Below are 17957 nucleotides of genomic sequence, written 5' to 3'. Positions count from 1 at the left end.
TTTAGTGGAATCTGAAGTTGGCTTCCTTCAACGTATTATTTTTTAAGAAAGCTTCGTATTCTGGAGATAATTGTGCGCGTCCGAAAGTATTTTCTCCACTCATACTTCCCAAACGAACTTTATCTTTTCCGTATTTTTTATTCATTGCATCCATCGCCCTCATCACGGGCAAATGCTGATTTTGAGTATCTTCCTCAAAAAGACTGATCAACCTTTGATCTTCAGGAACAAAATCATTAACAATAACTCCGGCTTTTTTATAATGAAAACCTTCTTTAAAAATCGCTTCGAAAAGTTCTTTGACAACGCGACCGATAATAATGGAAGAATTGGTGGGATTTGGAAGAATTTTGGTGATTGCATTTCTATACTCCGGCAAATCTTTTCTGAAACGATTGGTCTGGACAAAAACCGTAACCATTTTACAGCAGGTATTTTGTTTTCTTAATCTTTCCGAACAATGCATCCCGAATGTTTCCACACGCTCTCTCACCTCATCTTTTTTCGTCAGCATTTCCATAAAGCTTCTGGTAACCGCGATTGATTTTTTCGGAGAAGGAAAATCCAGCTCAAGCTGACGGATTCCTTTCAACTCGTTAATCATTCGCACACCATGAATTCCCATTACTTTTCGAACCCACATTTCAGGCTTTTGAAGCAAATCCCATGCTTTATAAACTCCGCTGTCATTCATTTTTGCAGTAAGTTTTCTTCCTATTCCCCAAACATCTCCAATATTGAGCCATTTTAAGGCTTTTTCAATTTTTTCGGGAGTATCCATAACATAAACTCCATTAAATTTTTCGGGAAAATCTTTTACAATTCTATTGGCAACTTTACACAAAGTTTTTGTGGGTGCAATCCCTATGCTTACAGGGATATTTACATTTTTATTAATGTCATTTCTGATTTCTAGACAATAATCATAAAGGTTAATGTATTTAAAGTTTTTTAGATCCAAAAAAAGTTCATCGATGCTATAAACTTCAAAATCCATTTTATCAACATAAGAGGTTGCAACCTCAATAACTTGCTGGCTTTTAAAATTATACAACTCAAATTTCGCAGAAAAACTTTTAACATCATATTTCTTAAAAAGCTCTTTGTACTTAAACGCCGGGGCAGCCATTGGAATTCCCAAATCTTTCGCTTCTTTACTTCGAGATACAACACATCCATCGTTGTTGGAAAGCACCACAACGGGTTTGTTCTCAAGTGAAGGATCCAAAGTTCTCTCACAGGAAACAAAGAAATTATTGCAATCTACTAAAGCGTACATGACTTAATAATGAACATTTGAATACACAAAATTATAACTTTTAAAATGGAATATTATGTTTAATTGAGACTTTAACACAAGATATAAATTATTAATTTTCAAAGTATTAAAAATTTAAAATGCGTCAAGTTTTGTCGTATTAATAATTTATTTTTGCTTATTTTTATAACATAATTTCAGTAAAAAAGCCCCAGTAATACTGAGACTATTATAGATTGGCTTTTTGATTATAGTTTTATTTTTTTATTCAATTAAAATTTATAGGCTTCCTCCAGCACTACTTTTATTGTCACTCCTGAGCTATTAGCATTAAGCCCTTTGAAAGCAATTGATAAAGGTGTATTTTCCGGAATTACTTTTTGAATGGTTTGATATATCTGAGCAGTATTATTATAAGCAGTACCATGATTTATACTCATACTAACCATATTGTTTCTTTTTGAAATCACAAAATCTACACGCACCTGATTAAAACCTGGGAGCTCATAAATACGGCTTGATGACTGCTCATTAAGATACTTTCTAACATCAGCCCAGCTATTACCTTCAATCGTAACTTTCAAGGACGATAAAGCGTCAATCGTTAAGCTATTATTATTATTGGCATTCACTAATCCTATTAAACCTCCTCCAATCAAGTGTAAATTTCCAGTTAAAATAACATATCCTTTAAGTGAAAAATTATCTGTCCCTGCAAATATTTGATTTGATTTTGCTGACCCTACTACCAGCAAATCACCGGTTAAGGGTTTGTTGTTTGCACTTGTTAAAAAATCTAGCGTACCTCCATTAACTTGGATTACATTTCCTACTTCTGACTGTGTATAAGCCATTCTATCCCATACAAGTGCATTTACATCAACTGAATTAGCATTATTGGTGATGATAATATTGTTGAGTCCACTCGTTTGAACCGTAGCAATTCCATTAAATATTTTAAAGCTGTACTCACCATCTGCAAAAGTATTAGGCTTAAACCAAATAGAAATTAAATTCGGGTCACCATATGTAATCTGCGAGTTTGGAATAATTGTTTCGGCCCCGGAAATAGTATTAATAAGACTGATTATGGCAGAACTAGGGCTGATATTAAGATTAGCCCCATTAATGGTAACAAAAATACCATAATCAACTGATTTAATTACATTTGGAAATACATTGGCAACACTCATCGTATTGGTCGTCCATCCTCCGTTCATTTCTGTTTTCCATGCTGTTTTTTCTGCATCAGAAAGCATCGTAGGAAGATTTAAGAAAGGTTGTTTTCCATTTGTTTTTCCGATACGTCCAGCTGCGTTTTGAGACAATAATGTATTGAAAGTTGAATTATTTGAAACATCACTTAAGCCTGTAATTGAATATGGTAATCCAGCCGTATTCATTGCCCAATCGGCACCCAACGTAAGCCCGGCTCCTGCAATGGAAGTCAAAGAAGAATTCGCAACATTTTTTCCCAGATCTCCTGCCGCTTTTGGGGTACCGTCAGCAAGCAGAACATAATTAGAATCAAAATATTGAGGAGCTACTTTTTGGTAATATTTTTCATCGCTTTGTTCTTTAGTGTAAGATGTTCCGGAAATAGGATCACCATTATCATCTTCTCCGTCATTGGTGGCAATGTTTTCCGGAAGTTCTCCTACATTAAGCACAGTTTTCCAAGCGATTATGTTGTCTTGCGATAATTCTGAAGCATCTTTATTTGCTTTTTTTAAATCTAATTGATTGATATTTAATTTGTCCTTCCAATCTTCTATGTTCGTGATATTACTTCCGTCCTTAATAGCAAAATATTGTAAGGATGAAGCTTCTGCTTTATTGGCTAAAGCGTTCTCTAATCCATAAACAGCATTCATGGAAAGAAGTTCGTTTTTGTGATAGTAGCTGTCCATCCAAGCCCAAAACTGATCCTGTGTTGGTTTTTCTCCGGTGACGAACCAGCTTTTTAATATTGTTTTATCTGTACTCATGTTTTTTTATTTATGTTATACTCTGATTTCCTATTTTTATTAAAATGTAAGATCTATCATCCGTTACTTTACATTAAGCAACGGATGATAAAAATTAAATCAGATGTATTGATTAGATATTTTGTTGTGAAAATTTTAGATATAAGTTCTCCTTGCTATTCCCGTTGCTGTAGTTGTTAAACCATAACCAACTCCCGTTTTAGTAAATGAGATTAAAATCTTTAAAGGATCCATAGAAGAATTATTGAATGTTCCCGCATACAATAAACTATTATCAGACGCTTTATATAAAATAGTTTTGTATCTGTTTCCTCGTTTTTGCAATGATACTTTAACCGTTACCGACTGCTGTTGTCCGGAATCTGAATAAACAGTATATCCAACAGTATTGGCAGCACCCGTCATAATTCTAAGAGCATTACCATATATGAACCCAAGACCTTCACTTTGAACTCCGCCACCAGCACCAACATGAACATTGGTGCCATCCAGAGACAGTCCTGCTCCAAATATAATTGCTCGGTTTAAGAATGATGCACCTGAATTTTGTCCCGTAAATACCCCTGAGACAGTAAATCGTATATCATAATCTGAAGATGCTGAAAGTGGATTTGTACTTACTATTTTCGCCGTATTTCCAGAATTTACACCTGATACAGTAAATGTTCCACCTGCATAAGTGGCAGTTACCATCCCGTTATTCGTTAAGATAAACTCATCATCCGGAATTACCTGATCTGAAAAACTATTATAAGCTATAATGCCAACTTCCCCAAGAACAATAAGCTTTCGAATAACTTTTAAAGTATATTCTCCTGTCATAAAAGTGTAAGAAGGCTCAAAATGAAAACTTACAGCCAATTCACTGTTACTGTTTACAGAATAAGATGTAACATCAAACATATTATCAGGAACAGGATTTCCGTCTGGTCCTATTAATTCCATTGTAACCTGATCGAGCCCCTGAAGTTTGTTAATGTTTAACCCATAAATTGTAATGACATGATCTTGAGTCCCGTTAATAAAATTTCCGTCAATTACTGTAATCAGCTGTAGATAAGTATTGGCAATATCAACGTTCATTTTTGAAATCCAATCATTTCTCTGTGTTACAGTCATATATTCAGGAAGTTTCATAAACAATTGAGAAAGATTTGCATATCCTACCTGTCCGGAGTTGTTTTGAACCAACATATTCGTAAAAGAAGAGTCATTCACTTTATTGGCAAGACCTGTAATATTGAAATTCTGAGCTGCCGTATTCCACGTATAAGCAGAACCCAATGTCATTCCTGCTCCAGCAATTGAAGTAAGAGATGAATTGGCAATGTTTTTCCCAAGATCTCCCGCTGCTTTTGGAGTTCCATCTGCAAGCAGAACATAATTTGAATTAAAATATTGAGAATCTACCTTTTCATAATATTTTTCGTCACTTTGGTCTTTGGTGTAAGATGTTCCTGAAATGGGATCACCATTCTCATCTTCTCCATCGTTGGTTGCAATATTTTCAGGTAGCTCTCCTACATTAAGGGCGCTTTTCCACGCGTTTATGTTGTCTTGCGATAATTCTGAAGCATCTTTATTAGCTTTTTTTAAATCTAATTGATTGATATCTAATTTATCTTTCCAATCTTCTATGTTTGTGATATTACTTCCATCTTTAATGGCAAAGTATTGTAAAGATGAAGCTTCTGCTTTATTAGCCAGAGCATTCTCCAGTCCATAAACAGCGTTCATGGGAAGTTGGTCGTTTTTATGATAGTAGCTTTCCATCCACGCCCAGAACTGATCCTGTGTAGGTTTTTCGCCTGTAACGAACCAGCTTTTTAATATTGTTTTATCTGTACTCATGGTTTTTATCCTACATATTCAATGAAACGAATGACACGATAAGGCTGAAGGTTGTTGTGAGCCTGATCGCCACCAGTTGGATTTAATTGCAGAACTCCTCCACCATCTCGTGGTGCTGTAGTTCCATCAGACTTACCACCTCTGGATTCTCCATAATTTCTTACAAAACTGTGGGAATGGCTTGGCATTTCCGCAACAGATAGTTTATGCTTCTTCTCTCCACCTATTTTCCCTACAAATTCAAAATCGTTATCATTATTATCCCAACCTACCGGAACACGTCCTTTAAGGTCAACACATTCTTGCCAGCCTGTAGGGATTGGTACTGTTTCCGGTTTATTCCAAATAGCGATCATTCCGGCAGGAATTGGCGATGGTCTGTTTTCCAGAGCTACTAATCTCGCCTCAAAACTGTCTTTAAAGCTTTGTATCTGCACAGAAGGGAAAACTCTTTTAAAATCTACCCACGGATAGTTTGTCACACTTGATCCGAAAGTAGCAAATCGTTTACGTAAGACCGTTTTGCTTTCTCCACTTTCGAAAAACCTGTTTTCCGTGTCTTCTGAAATAATAACGGTACTGCCTAAAAGTCCTCCTTTAAAAGCCAATACCTCACCATTAATGTATACTACCCCATCGGAAACTGTGCTTCCATTGATATTACATCCTGAAATAATGGCAAAATTACCCGCAATCTCGCCCAAGGCATTAAACAACGAATAAGCTGTTTGCATGCCATCCAATATATTTGTTGAAAGAGGAAATCCTCCTATCTGATTAAAATCAAATTTATTCATTAGTACTCCTGAATTTTATAGCGTTTAGACGCCAGTTTATAAAAATTTATCATTGTTCTCATCGAGTAGTCATCGTATTTTAATCCAATCGGAACTTCTACAATAAAATCTACTCCTGTATCTCCGTAATCTGAGTCCTGATAGAGAAACATTGTTCCTAAAAATCGAGGCTGGATGTTATCCAAATAAATATATTGATACTTATATTGGTTTCCTTCCACAATTCTTATACGTTTTTGTTCGGTATCAAACTTTAGATTAAGCGCTCCCCGTAAATAACAGATCTGCCCATTATGTCCGAGTTTATATAAATTATCGTTACGATTAGTACTCCATAAAATATATAATTCTTCAATCGGATAACATAATGACTTTACCCAAGCTACCATTCTCGCTTTACGTAAAAACGTTGGTAAAAAGCGGACAGGTAATTTCTCAAAATCTACATTATACCACATATTCTATTGTACTTGAGTTTTCAAATTTTTGTGGATATTCCGGATCATCAGGATTCAGTTCATCTGCAAATACTACTTTGAAGTACCCTGAACTAGGTATTTTCTTGACATCTACTCCTGTAAAATTCCCATAAACTCCTGATGATGAATCTATCCATCTCGTGGAAGCTCCTTCGATGTGAGGAATTTCTACCCCTTCTATTTTCTGTAGTTTATCAACCAAATGAGCTAAAATCAATTCTCCATTAAAAGGAAGATCCTTCATGTATTGCCTGATGGCATCTTTTACAGGATTGCCTCCTACTCCTGCTCCGGCTAATACAAGAGTTCCGTTTCCGTCTAATACAAGAGGATTTCGGTATATTTTTAATTGAAGTTTTAAGATATCCGGTTCATAATTCACAACGGTAACTCTAACTCCGGCGTCCTTAATTTCATTGATATATTTTTCAAAATTATCTTTCTTGTCATTTGAAATCGGGCTTAGTTCATTGTTTATTTCTGTGGCGATCTTGATAATTAATCTACTTTCAACCGTAGACTCCGTCACTGCAGAGTATTTTATGATCTTTGAATTTCTTATCTGCTCTTCTGTTGCTTTTACCCATGAATCTGTTTGAACAACGTAATAATCATCTCGGAAAATATCACTATCTTCAATCAAATCAAACCCATCCTGAAATGCCAACGCTTTGTTGCGATACCATCTTGGAGAGTGTGGCTTTAATTGAGCCAATGCATCATTAACCTCAGCTTTATGTTTATCAAAAAGTGTTTCGAGAGTCCATATAGCAACAGATACGATATAGATCCAAAGTTGCCAGATAGCCGTTTTACTATTTGTTGTAAGATCATCCAATTCCTTTTCTGTGTTTTTGGCAAAAAGGATGCTTTGTTGTATTTCTTCTATTTTACGTGCCATTATTTTACTATAAAATTTTTCTTGATTATCCAATATCCGATACCTTCGGGCTCAACGACCATCTGTGAAACGTCTACCGCAGTGGCGGGAATAGAATTATTACTCTGCAAACTATACAGAACCAACCTATTAAGTTCTTTATCTGTAAATATTTTGATCGTTTTTCCGGGCATAATATCATCAGTAACAGAACTTCCGTTTAATATTGCCAAGTCCATTGCATAATCTGCCCTTCCGTACAGATAGATAGAAATATCTTCCCAGATCTGTTGATCGTATACTTTAAAATCAGCTGTATTTTCCATTAATTTCTATTCCTGTTTCTATTATTTTCAATTTTTCTATATTGAATCCGTCTGCCTGCATTTGTACTCTGATGTTACGTTCCAACAGTACATTGATGCTTCCGTGTTGGGCTTTTGCGATATCGCATCCTGTTTCGGGATACTGCTTCCATTCACCCTGTTTGCTCATCAATACAAACTCTACGGTTTGAGAGTCGCTTTCGCCAATCTCAAAATCTCCTCCTGATATGTTGAGATCATAGTCTTCTAAAATAAAATCCTTCATCTTATGTTATTTTTCCTAGAGTTAATGGGCCACCGACGGAAGGACATGTACCTGTAACGATCGCTGCTTTTAATTCCTCGATAACAGCTTTTGCAATTGCTCCGGCTATTTTATCAAGAGAACCGTTGGGATCGTTTTCTTCAAGCTGACATGTTTCCATTGCCTCTTTTATGGTTTGTTTAAGTCTTTGTTCTGAAATAGCCATTTTTTAATCTTTTAAAAATTTTGCAAATCTGTTTTCAATGGTTAATAATTGAGGTTCGTTGATCAGCTGTATCGTACTTCCTGTATTGGTGGTGAACTTCATCATTCGGATCTCTTTGATAAGATCTGTCATTAATGCTTTTAATGTTTCGGATTCTTTTTTCAGTAAAAAACCTCCTTTATCCATCTGAAATTCAACGCCTTTAATTTTAACTCTAAACTGTTTAAGCTCAGAAGGATTCACAACACATGCAATCTGCTTGCTGATAAAGACAACGCAAACTAAAGAGCCCTTAGCGGGCTCAAGATACATTGATCCGTTTGCGTCGTCGGTTACCAGATAGGCGTCCAGGATATCTGCAGATCCGTCTAAAGGTCTCAGATCTGCAGTTTTATTTTCTTCATCAACTTCAAGTACTTCGCAGATTTTTGCGTATACCTCATCTCCTGTCGCGGCCAAAGCCTGAATTATATCTTTCATGGTGATAATGGTTGTCCCAATTCGATTTTCTGGCGATAGCCATTGACACCGAATGAGATCTCATTTTTTTTAATTAAATAAACTCCGTTTTTTTCTTCACTGGGAAATATTTCAACGATATCACATGTATTGACTTCAGGCTGGCCGAAGGTTTCAAAAGATCCTTTTAAACCTCCTTGTTTATATCTGTCCAGCGATTCCTGTGCGTATTTTTTGAGTTCCGCTTCGGTTAATCCGTCAATTCTGATCTTAATGACGTCTCCATCTTTGTCTCCCAATTCTACAGTCTTTTTCAGATGCTTGGCATCGAAACTTATAGCTTCAACTTTAGCTTTTATTTCGTCTCGATCCTGATATTCAAAGTTTTCGGAAATAATATTTTTTCCGTAAACGAATTTGTATTTTTCACGATTATCCAGCGGATAAATCAATCCTACATACAAAACATTTTTCCCGTCAATTGTTCTGAAATAAGAATTAAGCATATATTTCTCCTTCAATTCCTGCAACTCATCGGCGATGGTTGGTTTTGAGGTTCTGTAATTGCCTACTTTCAGGGTATCATCAACCAATTTAAAATCGATTCCTGTTCCTGCCAATATATGTTTCATAACATCCTTTAAAAGAGCTGTTTTAAAAGCTTTTGGAATTACTTTTTTCTGTTTTAAAAGAAACATACTGTCTTCACATTTTATGACAACAGGTGTTTTGGCATCCACTGTTTTGATAAATCCGGTGAATCTGGTTTTCAGTTTTCCGTCATATCCCAATTCAACCGTTACTTTATCTCCTCTTTTTAGAGGTGTTTTGAAATTATCATTCGCTAATCCCTGCCAAACTATTTTTTTAGGTAAGATAAGTTCACAGGTATCCGTAAGACTTGTAATATCCTGAACGATAGAGCAATTATTAAGAGAATAAAATTCCCATGTCTTTTCTCCTTCTATTGTAATCTTACTGCTTAACTTCAACATCCTTCTGCTCTTTTAATTGTATTTCGTAAGGATAATCAGACAGCATTTCTATCTTGATACTCTGCCTGTTACCAAAAGTTTCCTGCTCTAAAGCATAAGACTTGACAACAGCAGATTCTATTTTAAAAATTGATAAAAAAGCTGAAGAAATACTAAGCGTTTCATCTGATGCCAAAATCTCATGAAATTCTCTTATTCTCTCTAATGGATATTCTGCTGATGCGTATGTTGCTTCCGTAGCCAGCCCTGTAATAACATTAGGAATGTATATATCGGCATAATTTACAATACCAAGCATGATACTTATATTAAAATCACCTTTACTTATATATTCTTTAATGGTTCCGTCTCTACCCTGTAAAGCTGTTGATACAATATTTTTTTCCTGATTTACAGTAATAATGCAGTCTACAAACTCAAATGATTTTCCGGATTTATTCGTAATAATAAGACTGGATAATGTAGGAACTCCCATGTTATCAGAAATCTCACTGAAATAAGGTTCCATTTTATCTTTTGGGATAAGAGGCTTTGAGGTCTGCATCCCAAATTTATAGGCCAGATTTACGCCTGCACTTTTAACCGTTTGTTCCAATGGTGGAAACTGAAATGATATTGACTTTTCCATATTAATAAGTATCTTTTTGAGCCAGTGTAAAATCTGCAACCGCTGTTAATAATGCTTCTCTTACCATTTGGATGATTGCATCTTTGCTCATCGTACTGTTTTGGTTGTAGATATTCATGTTCTCAATTAGTTTTGTGATGTTAAGGTTTCCTACAGATTTTTGTCCGCCCATTCCTGAGTCTCCGCTCATGCTTCCTTTTCCTCCGAAGGCAGAATTTCTAGACTGAACGTTACTTAAAGCAGAAGCTCCAAAGTTTTTGAAATCCAGTTGTTTTGTATGATTACTGAAAACAGAGGAAGATCCAGCAGTTTTATCTGTTTTAGATTTACTATTTTTATTCTCAGCATCTTTTTTTTCTTCAAGAAGCTTCTCCGCATCTCTTTTGCCCTTTCTGACATCGAAATCTTTTTCTGCCTTTTCAGCGCCTTTCAATCCTTCCTGATGAATATTCAGAGTGCCTTTTGATGAGAATATTTGTCTCAACAATTTTTTCACAGGTTCAAACAAGCTACTAAGGCGATTAATAATTCCATCTATAAGGCCTTTAATCCAATCCCAAACACCGCTGAATGCATCCATAAGAGGTTCGAGCAAATTGGTATATATCCATGTTTTAAATCCTGAAAAAAGTTCTGTAATATTACCCCAGACTCCCACAATAAAATCCCAAATACCCTGGAATATAGAAACAAATACTTCCCAAATTGTTTTTGTAAACTCAACTACAGCGTTGTAAACTCCCACAATAAATTCCCAAATACCGCTAACGATAGAAACAATACCTCCCCAAATAGCAACTATGACTTCCCATATAGTAGAAAATATCGACTGGAAGCCTGAAACAATAAATTCTATAATCGGCTTAATTACCAATTGCCAAATTCTGGTAGCATATACACCAATATTATGGAAAACAGCTCTTCCTGCACCTCCGATATATCCCAACATTTGATTGAAACTTCGTGAATGCTCCATAAGTAATTTCACCGCAATAATCAGTGCTATAATAGCTGCCGCAATAGCAACGATTACGTTTACACCCGGAATGGCCAATAATGCTTCTCCTGCTACACCTACAGACGCCATTATCCCTTCTAACCCCGTGCTTATCGACGTAATCATGGGCATAATTCTAGGTAAGATTCTTTGCATCAGCGTAAGTCCTCCTCCTTCCGCTGCGGCAGGTAACATTTCAGGAATTAATGAAGTAGCAGTTTGTCTGTTTATAATTTTTAGTTTGTCTAAAACATCATAAACTGAATTAAAAGTATCTGCTACATCTTTTATTTTCAACATAACTTCCTGAGCTTTAGATAAGAAAGACGAATCGCCTTCTTCCTTTGTATCTTTTTCCTGTCCTGAAGCATCTTGATTCGGCTGAGTAATCTTTGTAGATTTACTAAGATTCTCCTTATATGATATCTGAGAAAAATTCTGAGCAGCAGCACTTACCTTTGTAATCTCACTTATTGCCCCTGTAGTATTATAAGATATTTTAGCAATCTTAGGTTCAGTTATATTTTTTGTTAACTTTCGGAATTCAGTCGACAGATCTTTTACTTTTTCAACAGAAGATTTGGTAAAAGAAGAAAAAGAATCAGATAAAGACCGAATGCTGCTTGTAGTTTTTTCAAGGGAAGTATTGACATCTTTAATAGAACTGTTTAAGTCCTTAAAAACATATACGCTCCGTAATAACTCTAAATTAAATATTGTATCCATTTTTTTATCATAAATTCTTTTATTATTCTTTACCAAACAGGCTGCTTAAAATTTCAGCCTGATTTTCTAATTTCCATTTTTCCAGCCACATAGCTTGTGCGTAAAGTTTTGCCCATTGAGAAAGTTTCAGCTCCTCAGGATCCATATGAAAATTGGATCGTATAAGAGCATCCCCTTTCCAGCGTTCGTATTCACTTTGCTCGCCATTTAGCGAGCTTATAAGTTTTTTACTGAAACACTAAAAGAATTCATATGATTGGCTACACACTCCACCGCTTTCAACTGAAGAAAATCTCTTTGTTTAATAGCGTCATCTGCAGCAACAATACAATTGTCAAAAAGAGCTTTTGTTCCTTTGATTTCGTTATTTTTTGCGATTGCACCTGTTGCTTCCAGTGTTTTGAAATTGGGCTCTTTGAAAATCGCCTTGTATTCGTTATCGCCTTGTTTCACTGTTCCCTCAATTAAAAGCCCGTGTTGGGCTTTTAATTCGGTAATTTGAGCTTCTGTAAGCCCACAAATTAATTTTTCTGTACTCATTTTTTATAAAGATTTATCTACGATGTGAGAGATTAAAAGTTCTAATTCTACTTCTTTGCTCATGTCTCCTTCTTTCCAGTCAAAAGCTGTTTTTTTGAACTCTGCATTTTTTAATACATGCGTTACAACAGGTCCTGCTTCCGGCTGATAGCTTACCACAACACTAAATGGTGCGATTCTGTGAAGCTGTCCTTTGGGAGCTTTAGATTTCAGGGCGAAAAGTGTCCCCGACAGTAATGTTATAGATGCTGTAGCTTTTACCCTTCCGTATCCTCTGCTTACGGGGTTTCTGCCTGCACCATAAATGTTTTCTTTTTCCTGTTCCTCTTCATATTTTACAGCTCTGATACCTGTTACCGGCACTCCGCCGATATTTACTACGATATCACTCCAGCCATATTCTCTTCCATTGATTAATGGTTCTAATTCTAATGCCATTTTTAGTTAGTTGTTAATGTTAAACCTATTTTTACAGTAATTTCTCTTAGCGTTCCTACAGGAACAATTTTTAGTACAACCTCGAGTTTTGAATCTCTCAAAACCTGTTGCGCAGGATTGATGTATACTTTATATCCACTGATCTCTCCGTCTCTTACCATTTGGTCAAGAACGTCGTCACACAATACTTCCAAAGCAGATACAGATGAGTTTTCCAGGAATCCGGTATCCGGATCGATGTATACCGGTGAAGAAATTTTAGGTGTTAAAACTCTGTTGATCTCTCTGATAGCCTTATCAACAGTCGTATTGTTTTCGATATAGGCAAAATCTTCATCCATTTTGGTTGCCGTAAAGCTGTCATTAAAATAAGATCCCGCTTGTCCTGAATATTTAATACCGAAAATGTATCCTTTCTCATTCATTGCCTGAATTTGCTGGGGCGTATAAGAGCTTAATAAAGATCCGTCACAGAATCCTAAAACATCCATCTCTCTTGCCAATTCGTTATTATCAGCCAATAATTTTGAATATGCTGCTGAAACCAGATTTTGTTTTTCTACCCAAGCGATAGATTCATGCACTTTTGCTTTTGAACTAGCTCCCAATACAGCTCCGATAGCACTTAAAGAAGGATTTGTACCTGATAAGAAACGTCCTAATCCTCCCATATCCTGACCTAATACGACACTTACATTTTCAGCATTCAGTGTATGTAAAGATGGCAATGTTGGCATATCCAGATCTGTAACTTTTACAGACAAGAAAGTACTTAAAGGAATATTCAGCGCTCTAAGATCTTTTGCAACCTGATTAAGACTGCCTACTGCTGCAGAAAGTGTTGAAGCTGCTCTTTTAAAGTCACATACAGCAACTCTTCTCAGTTTACCTTCGGCAAAATTTTGTAATTGTTTTACTTCTGAGTACGTTCCATCGGAAGTCGCTACTCCTTTTACATACAATTTTGATCCCGGGTTGATCCTGAAAAATTCATTGATCTGATAAAAGGTAACCGGCATTTCTTCAACCGTGATCCCTTTTTCGGCCAGCTCCTCAACTGATAGTATTAATTGGCTTTCAAGAGCCCCTTCGCCGATAACTACTAATCCTGAAATGTGATCTTCACCAGATAATAATCTGTTTAGACCTCCATTTTCTCTTACAAATTTTACTCCGTTCATTTACTTTGTTTTTACGAGTTTTTTTAAATTATTATTTACAGAATTGTGCAACTTATTTACAGTTGCGTTTTGAAATTTGAGCATTTTTAAAAATTTAAATTTTGATAATTATCTCTTGTTTTCTGAGGCAAAGTTGCGACGTTAAATCTTCATATGGAAAGAGTTGTCAGATTTGCAGACACATCTGTAAGACGTTCTTACGTAGCTGTACGATTCTCATATTCAATATTTTATCCCGAATCAAATTAGCAGAGCTTTGCATCATTCAAAACAATACATATATATTATGAAGACAATTTTAAAGAGCATTCAGACTCGCCTTTCCACCATCACGGAATTCAATTATATCGGAGAAGATTGGGGACAATTAAATACAGATCCGGAGGTGGTCATGACTTGGCCTTGTTGCCTGTTCAATCTATCAAGAGCATTTTATAATGACCTCGGTAGAGACCAAACGAAAACACCTAAAAACAGGCAAACCGGAATGTTTAGACTGAAACTCAACATCGCAAATCCAAGACTGGATGTAACTGCTGAAAACTGGAACGAGCATGATCTTATGGAAAAAGTACATACTTTATTACACGGTTATTCCCCTGCTGAAAATTGTTCCGTTCTTAAAAGAAAGAATTATAAACGTTTAAAACGCACGAATGGAATGATTGTATATAAAATAATCTATACTTTTGAAGTGACTAATGTTTAATTCATCAGGAAAAAGAATGAGGAGCATTTGTTTTTTCAAGCTCCTCTTCTATTGGAGTATTCAGGATACGATACAGGGTATCTCTGCTAATGTGAAACTTAGGATAAATAAACTCCCTCCAGATAACGGTAATGGGAGTATATCTGCAGTCATGTTTGTTGAATTCATCCATGACCTGCTGATATCGAAGTAGTTTATTTCTCTGCGCTCCCAAAGATTGTTTTGTGCCTTTCATATTTATATTTTTTTTGATAACTAGGTTTTTAGTTTATAAGAATTAATGATTGAGGTATTCCTGTATTTGTGTGGTTAATCTCGGATGATTTTTAATATATTGTGAAGCGAGCAACCAATTTTCGGTTTTAGCATCGTAATATTCTAACATATTATTTTGATTGTACCTCATCTTTGGAGAATACCATTCGGTTTTTTTGACAAATTTTAAAAGTTTTGTAGCTTTTTGTGTTACTAAAGTTTTCCCTTGCATATAGGTATGTAACGATACCCTGTCGTACCAGCTTAAGACATTATAGATGCTGTCTAAAGCGAGGGTAGAATTTTCATAATTAATGACTTCCATGTTTTTTTAAATTCAGATTAATATTGTGTTGATAAGGTATTTTGTAAGGTGCTTTTTATGTTTTTTAATAGAAATTTCCAGAATTATATGGGTATCTGTTTTCGTCTATCCTGTGTATAAGACCTCATGTTTTTCTTGAAGCAAAGATGAATATGGGAAACGTCAAAACCTGTCGCATTTAAAAAAATTTCAACATTAATTATAAAAAATAAGGAAAATTTAATATAAAATATTGACCATCAATTAATTTCTATAATAAAAAATTATTATGGTTTTAATAAGCTATAAAATACAGCTTTTAAGTATTAAAAATTACGCTTAGACTAAATGCTTTTCATCAGCATCCACTTTGTTAAAAGGTAAAATTTTCACATTATTAATAATTTGTTTTAAAAAATAATCACAAAATATCACCATTTAATGAAAAATATATTAATTTTAGACTCGTTAAACAAAATCAAAAATAATTATGAAAAAACAAATTTTATCGTTGGTACTATGCGGATTCTGCATACTTTCCTGTTCAACTGAAAATATGGCAGTGAACAATGTTGAAAGTATGAAGTCCGATGAAATGGTAAACTTCGACAAAGCCATGAAAAGTCTTATGAACCCGGAAAACCTGTCTACTCCGGAAGAGAAAGCCAAAAATGGAAATTCTACAGAGCTTAATGAAAGAAGTAAAGAGATCCTTTATTTAGCTTCAAAAAAATTAATCTCCGCCAACGGGATTTCCGAACAGGAACTCGCTTCCAGAACTTCCAACAGCAAAGAACAAGCAATTTCGTTAGCCCAAAAGATATACTTTGAAAAGTATAATGACATTCAGAAAAAAATTAAATCTGAAAATTAATTTATCAATCATATCAAACGTTTTACATTAATTCAGAAGGTAAAACATCAATAATTACTAAATTTATTTATATGAAAAAACTAATATATCTTATTGCATTATTCTTAGGTTTTACAAGTTTTGCGCAAGGTACTTTGCATATTTATAACCACTCCAGTTATGATATTGAAGGCAGATTATTTGCTAATTCTCTTACGAACTGCACTCCTGAAGTATTTACTTTTTATAAAGTTCCGGCAGGAACCATGGTGGATATAAAATCATTTAATCTTAGCTACTTGGCTACTCCACCAATCAATTCATGGGCAGTTCGAACGTCTACTACCTCAACCGCAATAAATGTAAATGCACCCTCAGGTTTATTAATAACTATGGGCAATCTTGCACGTTGGCATTTTTACTGGTTTAAAACCAAAGTTGCAGGAACTTCACTCGATTCCGGTGATCCTGATTTTAACATGGGAGACCAACATTTTTGTGGCGACACAACTTCTCAGGATTACATACACGGCGTAGTTACAGAAGCTAAATGGTATTACGACTCCACAACAAATGAAACGACCCTCATTGTAAAAGATATTTAATATTAATTTATACAAAAAAAGGTTACTCGATTGAGTAGCCTTTTTCTTTTTAATACCAATTCAATGAAATAATATTTATAAAAAACACGTCAAGTTTTGTCGTACCTCTTATCTACACACTCTTTACACCAAATGTAAAATTTTAAGATCATTAATAATTTATTAAAAAAAACAATCACAAAATATCACCATTTGATGAAAAATATATTAATTTTAGACTTGTTAAACAAAATCAAAAATAATTATGAAAAAACAAATTTTATCGTTGGTACTATGTGGATTCTGCATACTTTCCTGTTCAACTGAGAATATGGCAGTGAACAATGTTGAAAGTATGAAGTCTGATGAAATGGTAAACTTCGACAAAGCTATGAAAAGTCTTATGAACCCAGAAAACCTGTCTACTCCGGAAGAGAAAGCCAAAAATGGAAATTCTACAGAGCTTAATGAAAGAAGCAAAGAGATCCTTTATTTAGCTTCAAAAAAATTAATCTCCGCCAACGGGATTTCCGAACAGGAACTCGCTTCCAGAACTTCCAACAGCAAAGAACAAGCAATTTCGTTAGCCCAAAAGATATACTTTGAAAAGTATAATGACATTCAGAAAAAAATTAAATCTGAAAATTAATTTATCAATCACATCAAACGTTTTACATTAATTCAGAAGGTAAAACATCAATAATTACTAAATTTATTTATATGAAAAAACTAATATATCTTGTTGCATTATTCTTAGGTTTTACAAGTTTCGCGCAAGGTCCTTTGCATATTTACAATTATTCCAGTTATGATCTTGCAGGCAGATTATTTGCTAATGCACCAAGCTCATCAAACTGCCTTCCAACAGTTTTTACGTCTTATAATGTTCCCGCAGGAACTTTGGTGGATATAAAATCATTTAATACAAGTAATTTAAGCTATCCGCCGATTAACGTATGGTCAGTAGGAACCTCTGCAAGTGGAGGAAGTACAAATCAAACCGTACCTTCGGGATTACTTATTACCATGGGAAATCTTACACGCTGGCATTTCTATTGGTTTCAGGCAAGATATGCCGGAACAAATAATGTAACTCCCGATTCTGATTTTCCGATGGGTGAAAATTTTTGCAGCTGGAGTTCTAATACTAACTACGTACATGGAGTGCTGATAGAAGCCAAATGGTACTACGACTCTACAACAAATGAAACGACCCTCATTGTAAAAGATATTTAATAT

General features: G+C 35.0%; 24 protein-coding genes. 5 read left to right on the top strand and 19 right to left on the bottom strand.

The window, feature by feature from the left end; all coding sequences use genetic code 11:
• Position 1: 1 nt before the first annotated feature.
• The 17 genes from EG348_RS07910 to EG348_RS07835 form a co-directional block, all read right to left on the bottom strand.
• Positions 2-1279: a Y-family DNA polymerase gene (locus EG348_RS07910; RefSeq protein ID WP_123982248.1), complete on the bottom strand. Its 1278-nt coding sequence runs from the start codon at positions 1277-1279 to the stop codon at positions 2-4.
• 251 nt (positions 1280-1530) lie between these two features.
• Positions 1531-3246 (bottom strand): hypothetical protein, encoded by a 1716-nt coding sequence (locus EG348_RS07905; protein ID WP_123982246.1) that lies wholly within the window; start codon positions 3244-3246, stop codon positions 1531-1533.
• 135 nt (positions 3247-3381) lie between these two features.
• Positions 3382-5097, bottom strand: coding sequence for a hypothetical protein (locus EG348_RS07900; RefSeq protein ID WP_123982244.1), 1716 nt, complete (start codon positions 5095-5097; stop codon positions 3382-3384).
• 5 nt (positions 5098-5102) lie between these two features.
• A complete protein-coding gene (locus EG348_RS07895) occupies positions 5103-5894 on the bottom strand; it encodes a phage baseplate protein (protein ID WP_123982242.1) in 792 nt (263 codons plus the stop codon).
• Positions 5894-6352, bottom strand: a complete 459-nt coding sequence (locus tag EG348_RS07890) for a hypothetical protein (protein ID WP_123982240.1) — start codon at positions 6350-6352, stop codon at positions 5894-5896. The genes EG348_RS07895 and EG348_RS07890 overlap by 1 nt, the downstream gene beginning before the upstream one ends.
• Positions 6342-7274: a nucleotidyltransferase gene (locus EG348_RS07885; protein ID WP_228414845.1), complete on the bottom strand. Its 933-nt coding sequence runs from the start codon at positions 7272-7274 to the stop codon at positions 6342-6344. Before EG348_RS07885 ends, EG348_RS07890 begins: the two co-directional genes overlap by 11 nt.
• Entirely contained in the window at positions 7274-7579 is a 306-nt protein-coding gene (locus EG348_RS07880) for a hypothetical protein (protein ID WP_123982238.1), read from the bottom strand. The genes EG348_RS07885 and EG348_RS07880 overlap by 1 nt, the downstream gene beginning before the upstream one ends.
• The gene (locus tag EG348_RS07875; protein WP_123982236.1) at positions 7563-7844 is read right to left on the bottom strand and encodes a hypothetical protein; all 282 of its coding nucleotides are present in this window, start codon (positions 7842-7844) and stop codon (positions 7563-7565) included. The genes EG348_RS07880 and EG348_RS07875 overlap by 17 nt, the downstream gene beginning before the upstream one ends.
• A 1-nt stretch (position 7845) precedes the next feature.
• Positions 7846-8049: a hypothetical protein gene (locus EG348_RS07870; RefSeq protein ID WP_123982234.1), complete on the bottom strand. Its 204-nt coding sequence runs from the start codon at positions 8047-8049 to the stop codon at positions 7846-7848.
• A gap of 3 nt (positions 8050-8052) precedes the next feature.
• Entirely contained in the window at positions 8053-8529 is a 477-nt protein-coding gene (locus EG348_RS07865) for a hypothetical protein (RefSeq protein ID WP_123982232.1), read from the bottom strand.
• Complete coding sequence (locus EG348_RS07860) at positions 8526-9503, bottom strand: hypothetical protein (protein ID WP_123982230.1); 978 nt, start codon at positions 9501-9503, stop codon at positions 8526-8528. The genes EG348_RS07865 and EG348_RS07860 overlap by 4 nt, the downstream gene beginning before the upstream one ends.
• Positions 9484-10131, bottom strand: coding sequence for a DUF6046 domain-containing protein (locus EG348_RS07855; protein ID WP_123982228.1), 648 nt, complete (start codon positions 10129-10131; stop codon positions 9484-9486). Before EG348_RS07855 ends, EG348_RS07860 begins: the two co-directional genes overlap by 20 nt.
• A gap of 1 nt (position 10132) precedes the next feature.
• On the bottom strand, positions 10133-11854 hold the full coding sequence (locus EG348_RS07850; protein ID WP_123982227.1) for a hypothetical protein: 1722 nt from the start codon (positions 11852-11854) through the stop codon (positions 10133-10135).
• A gap of 22 nt (positions 11855-11876) precedes the next feature.
• Positions 11877-11999, bottom strand: a complete 123-nt coding sequence (locus EG348_RS21990; protein WP_262484307.1) for a hypothetical protein — start codon at positions 11997-11999, stop codon at positions 11877-11879.
• Between the two features lie 71 nt (positions 12000-12070).
• Positions 12071-12394, bottom strand: coding sequence for a hypothetical protein (locus EG348_RS07845; protein WP_123982225.1), 324 nt, complete (start codon positions 12392-12394; stop codon positions 12071-12073).
• Positions 12395-12397: 3 nt separating this feature from the next.
• Positions 12398-12832: a hypothetical protein gene (locus EG348_RS07840; RefSeq protein ID WP_123982223.1), complete on the bottom strand. Its 435-nt coding sequence runs from the start codon at positions 12830-12832 to the stop codon at positions 12398-12400.
• A gap of 2 nt (positions 12833-12834) precedes the next feature.
• On the bottom strand, positions 12835-14013 hold the full coding sequence (locus EG348_RS07835) for a DUF2586 family protein (protein WP_123982221.1): 1179 nt from the start codon (positions 14011-14013) through the stop codon (positions 12835-12837).
• 286 nt (positions 14014-14299) lie between these two features.
• On the opposite strand from EG348_RS07835, the gene EG348_RS07830 reads away from it, so the two are divergent.
• Entirely contained in the window at positions 14300-14722 is a 423-nt protein-coding gene (locus tag EG348_RS07830; protein WP_123982219.1) for a hypothetical protein, read from the top strand.
• 4 nt (positions 14723-14726) lie between these two features.
• Here the strand turns inward: EG348_RS07830 and EG348_RS07825 are convergent, their stop codons facing one another.
• Positions 14727-14957 (bottom strand): hypothetical protein, encoded by a 231-nt coding sequence (locus EG348_RS07825; protein WP_072410337.1) that lies wholly within the window; start codon positions 14955-14957, stop codon positions 14727-14729.
• Between the two features lie 42 nt (positions 14958-14999).
• A complete protein-coding gene (locus EG348_RS07820; RefSeq protein WP_123982217.1) occupies positions 15000-15302 on the bottom strand; it encodes a hypothetical protein in 303 nt (100 codons plus the stop codon).
• A 469-nt stretch (positions 15303-15771) separates the two neighbouring features.
• Between EG348_RS07820 and EG348_RS07815 the strand changes: the two genes are divergently transcribed.
• From EG348_RS07815 to EG348_RS07800, 4 genes are all read left to right on the top strand, one after another.
• Entirely contained in the window at positions 15772-16155 is a 384-nt protein-coding gene (locus EG348_RS07815; protein ID WP_123982213.1) for a hypothetical protein, read from the top strand.
• A 71-nt stretch (positions 16156-16226) separates the two neighbouring features.
• Complete coding sequence (locus tag EG348_RS07810; RefSeq protein ID WP_123982215.1) at positions 16227-16739, top strand: hypothetical protein; 513 nt, start codon at positions 16227-16229, stop codon at positions 16737-16739.
• A gap of 244 nt (positions 16740-16983) precedes the next feature.
• A complete protein-coding gene (locus tag EG348_RS07805) occupies positions 16984-17367 on the top strand; it encodes a hypothetical protein (protein ID WP_123982213.1) in 384 nt (127 codons plus the stop codon).
• A gap of 71 nt (positions 17368-17438) precedes the next feature.
• Positions 17439-17954 carry a hypothetical protein gene (locus EG348_RS07800; protein ID WP_123982211.1) on the top strand — a complete coding sequence of 172 codons (516 nt, stop codon included), beginning with the start codon at positions 17439-17441 and terminating at the stop codon, positions 17952-17954.
• The last annotated feature ends 3 nt before the right edge of the window (positions 17955-17957 follow it).

The organism is Chryseobacterium sp. G0201, from assembly GCF_003815655.1.
Lineage (GTDB): Bacteria > Bacteroidota > Bacteroidia > Flavobacteriales > Weeksellaceae > Chryseobacterium.
The sequence above is the reverse complement of the archived record's forward strand: the minus strand, read 5'-3'. Positions and strand labels throughout refer to the sequence as shown.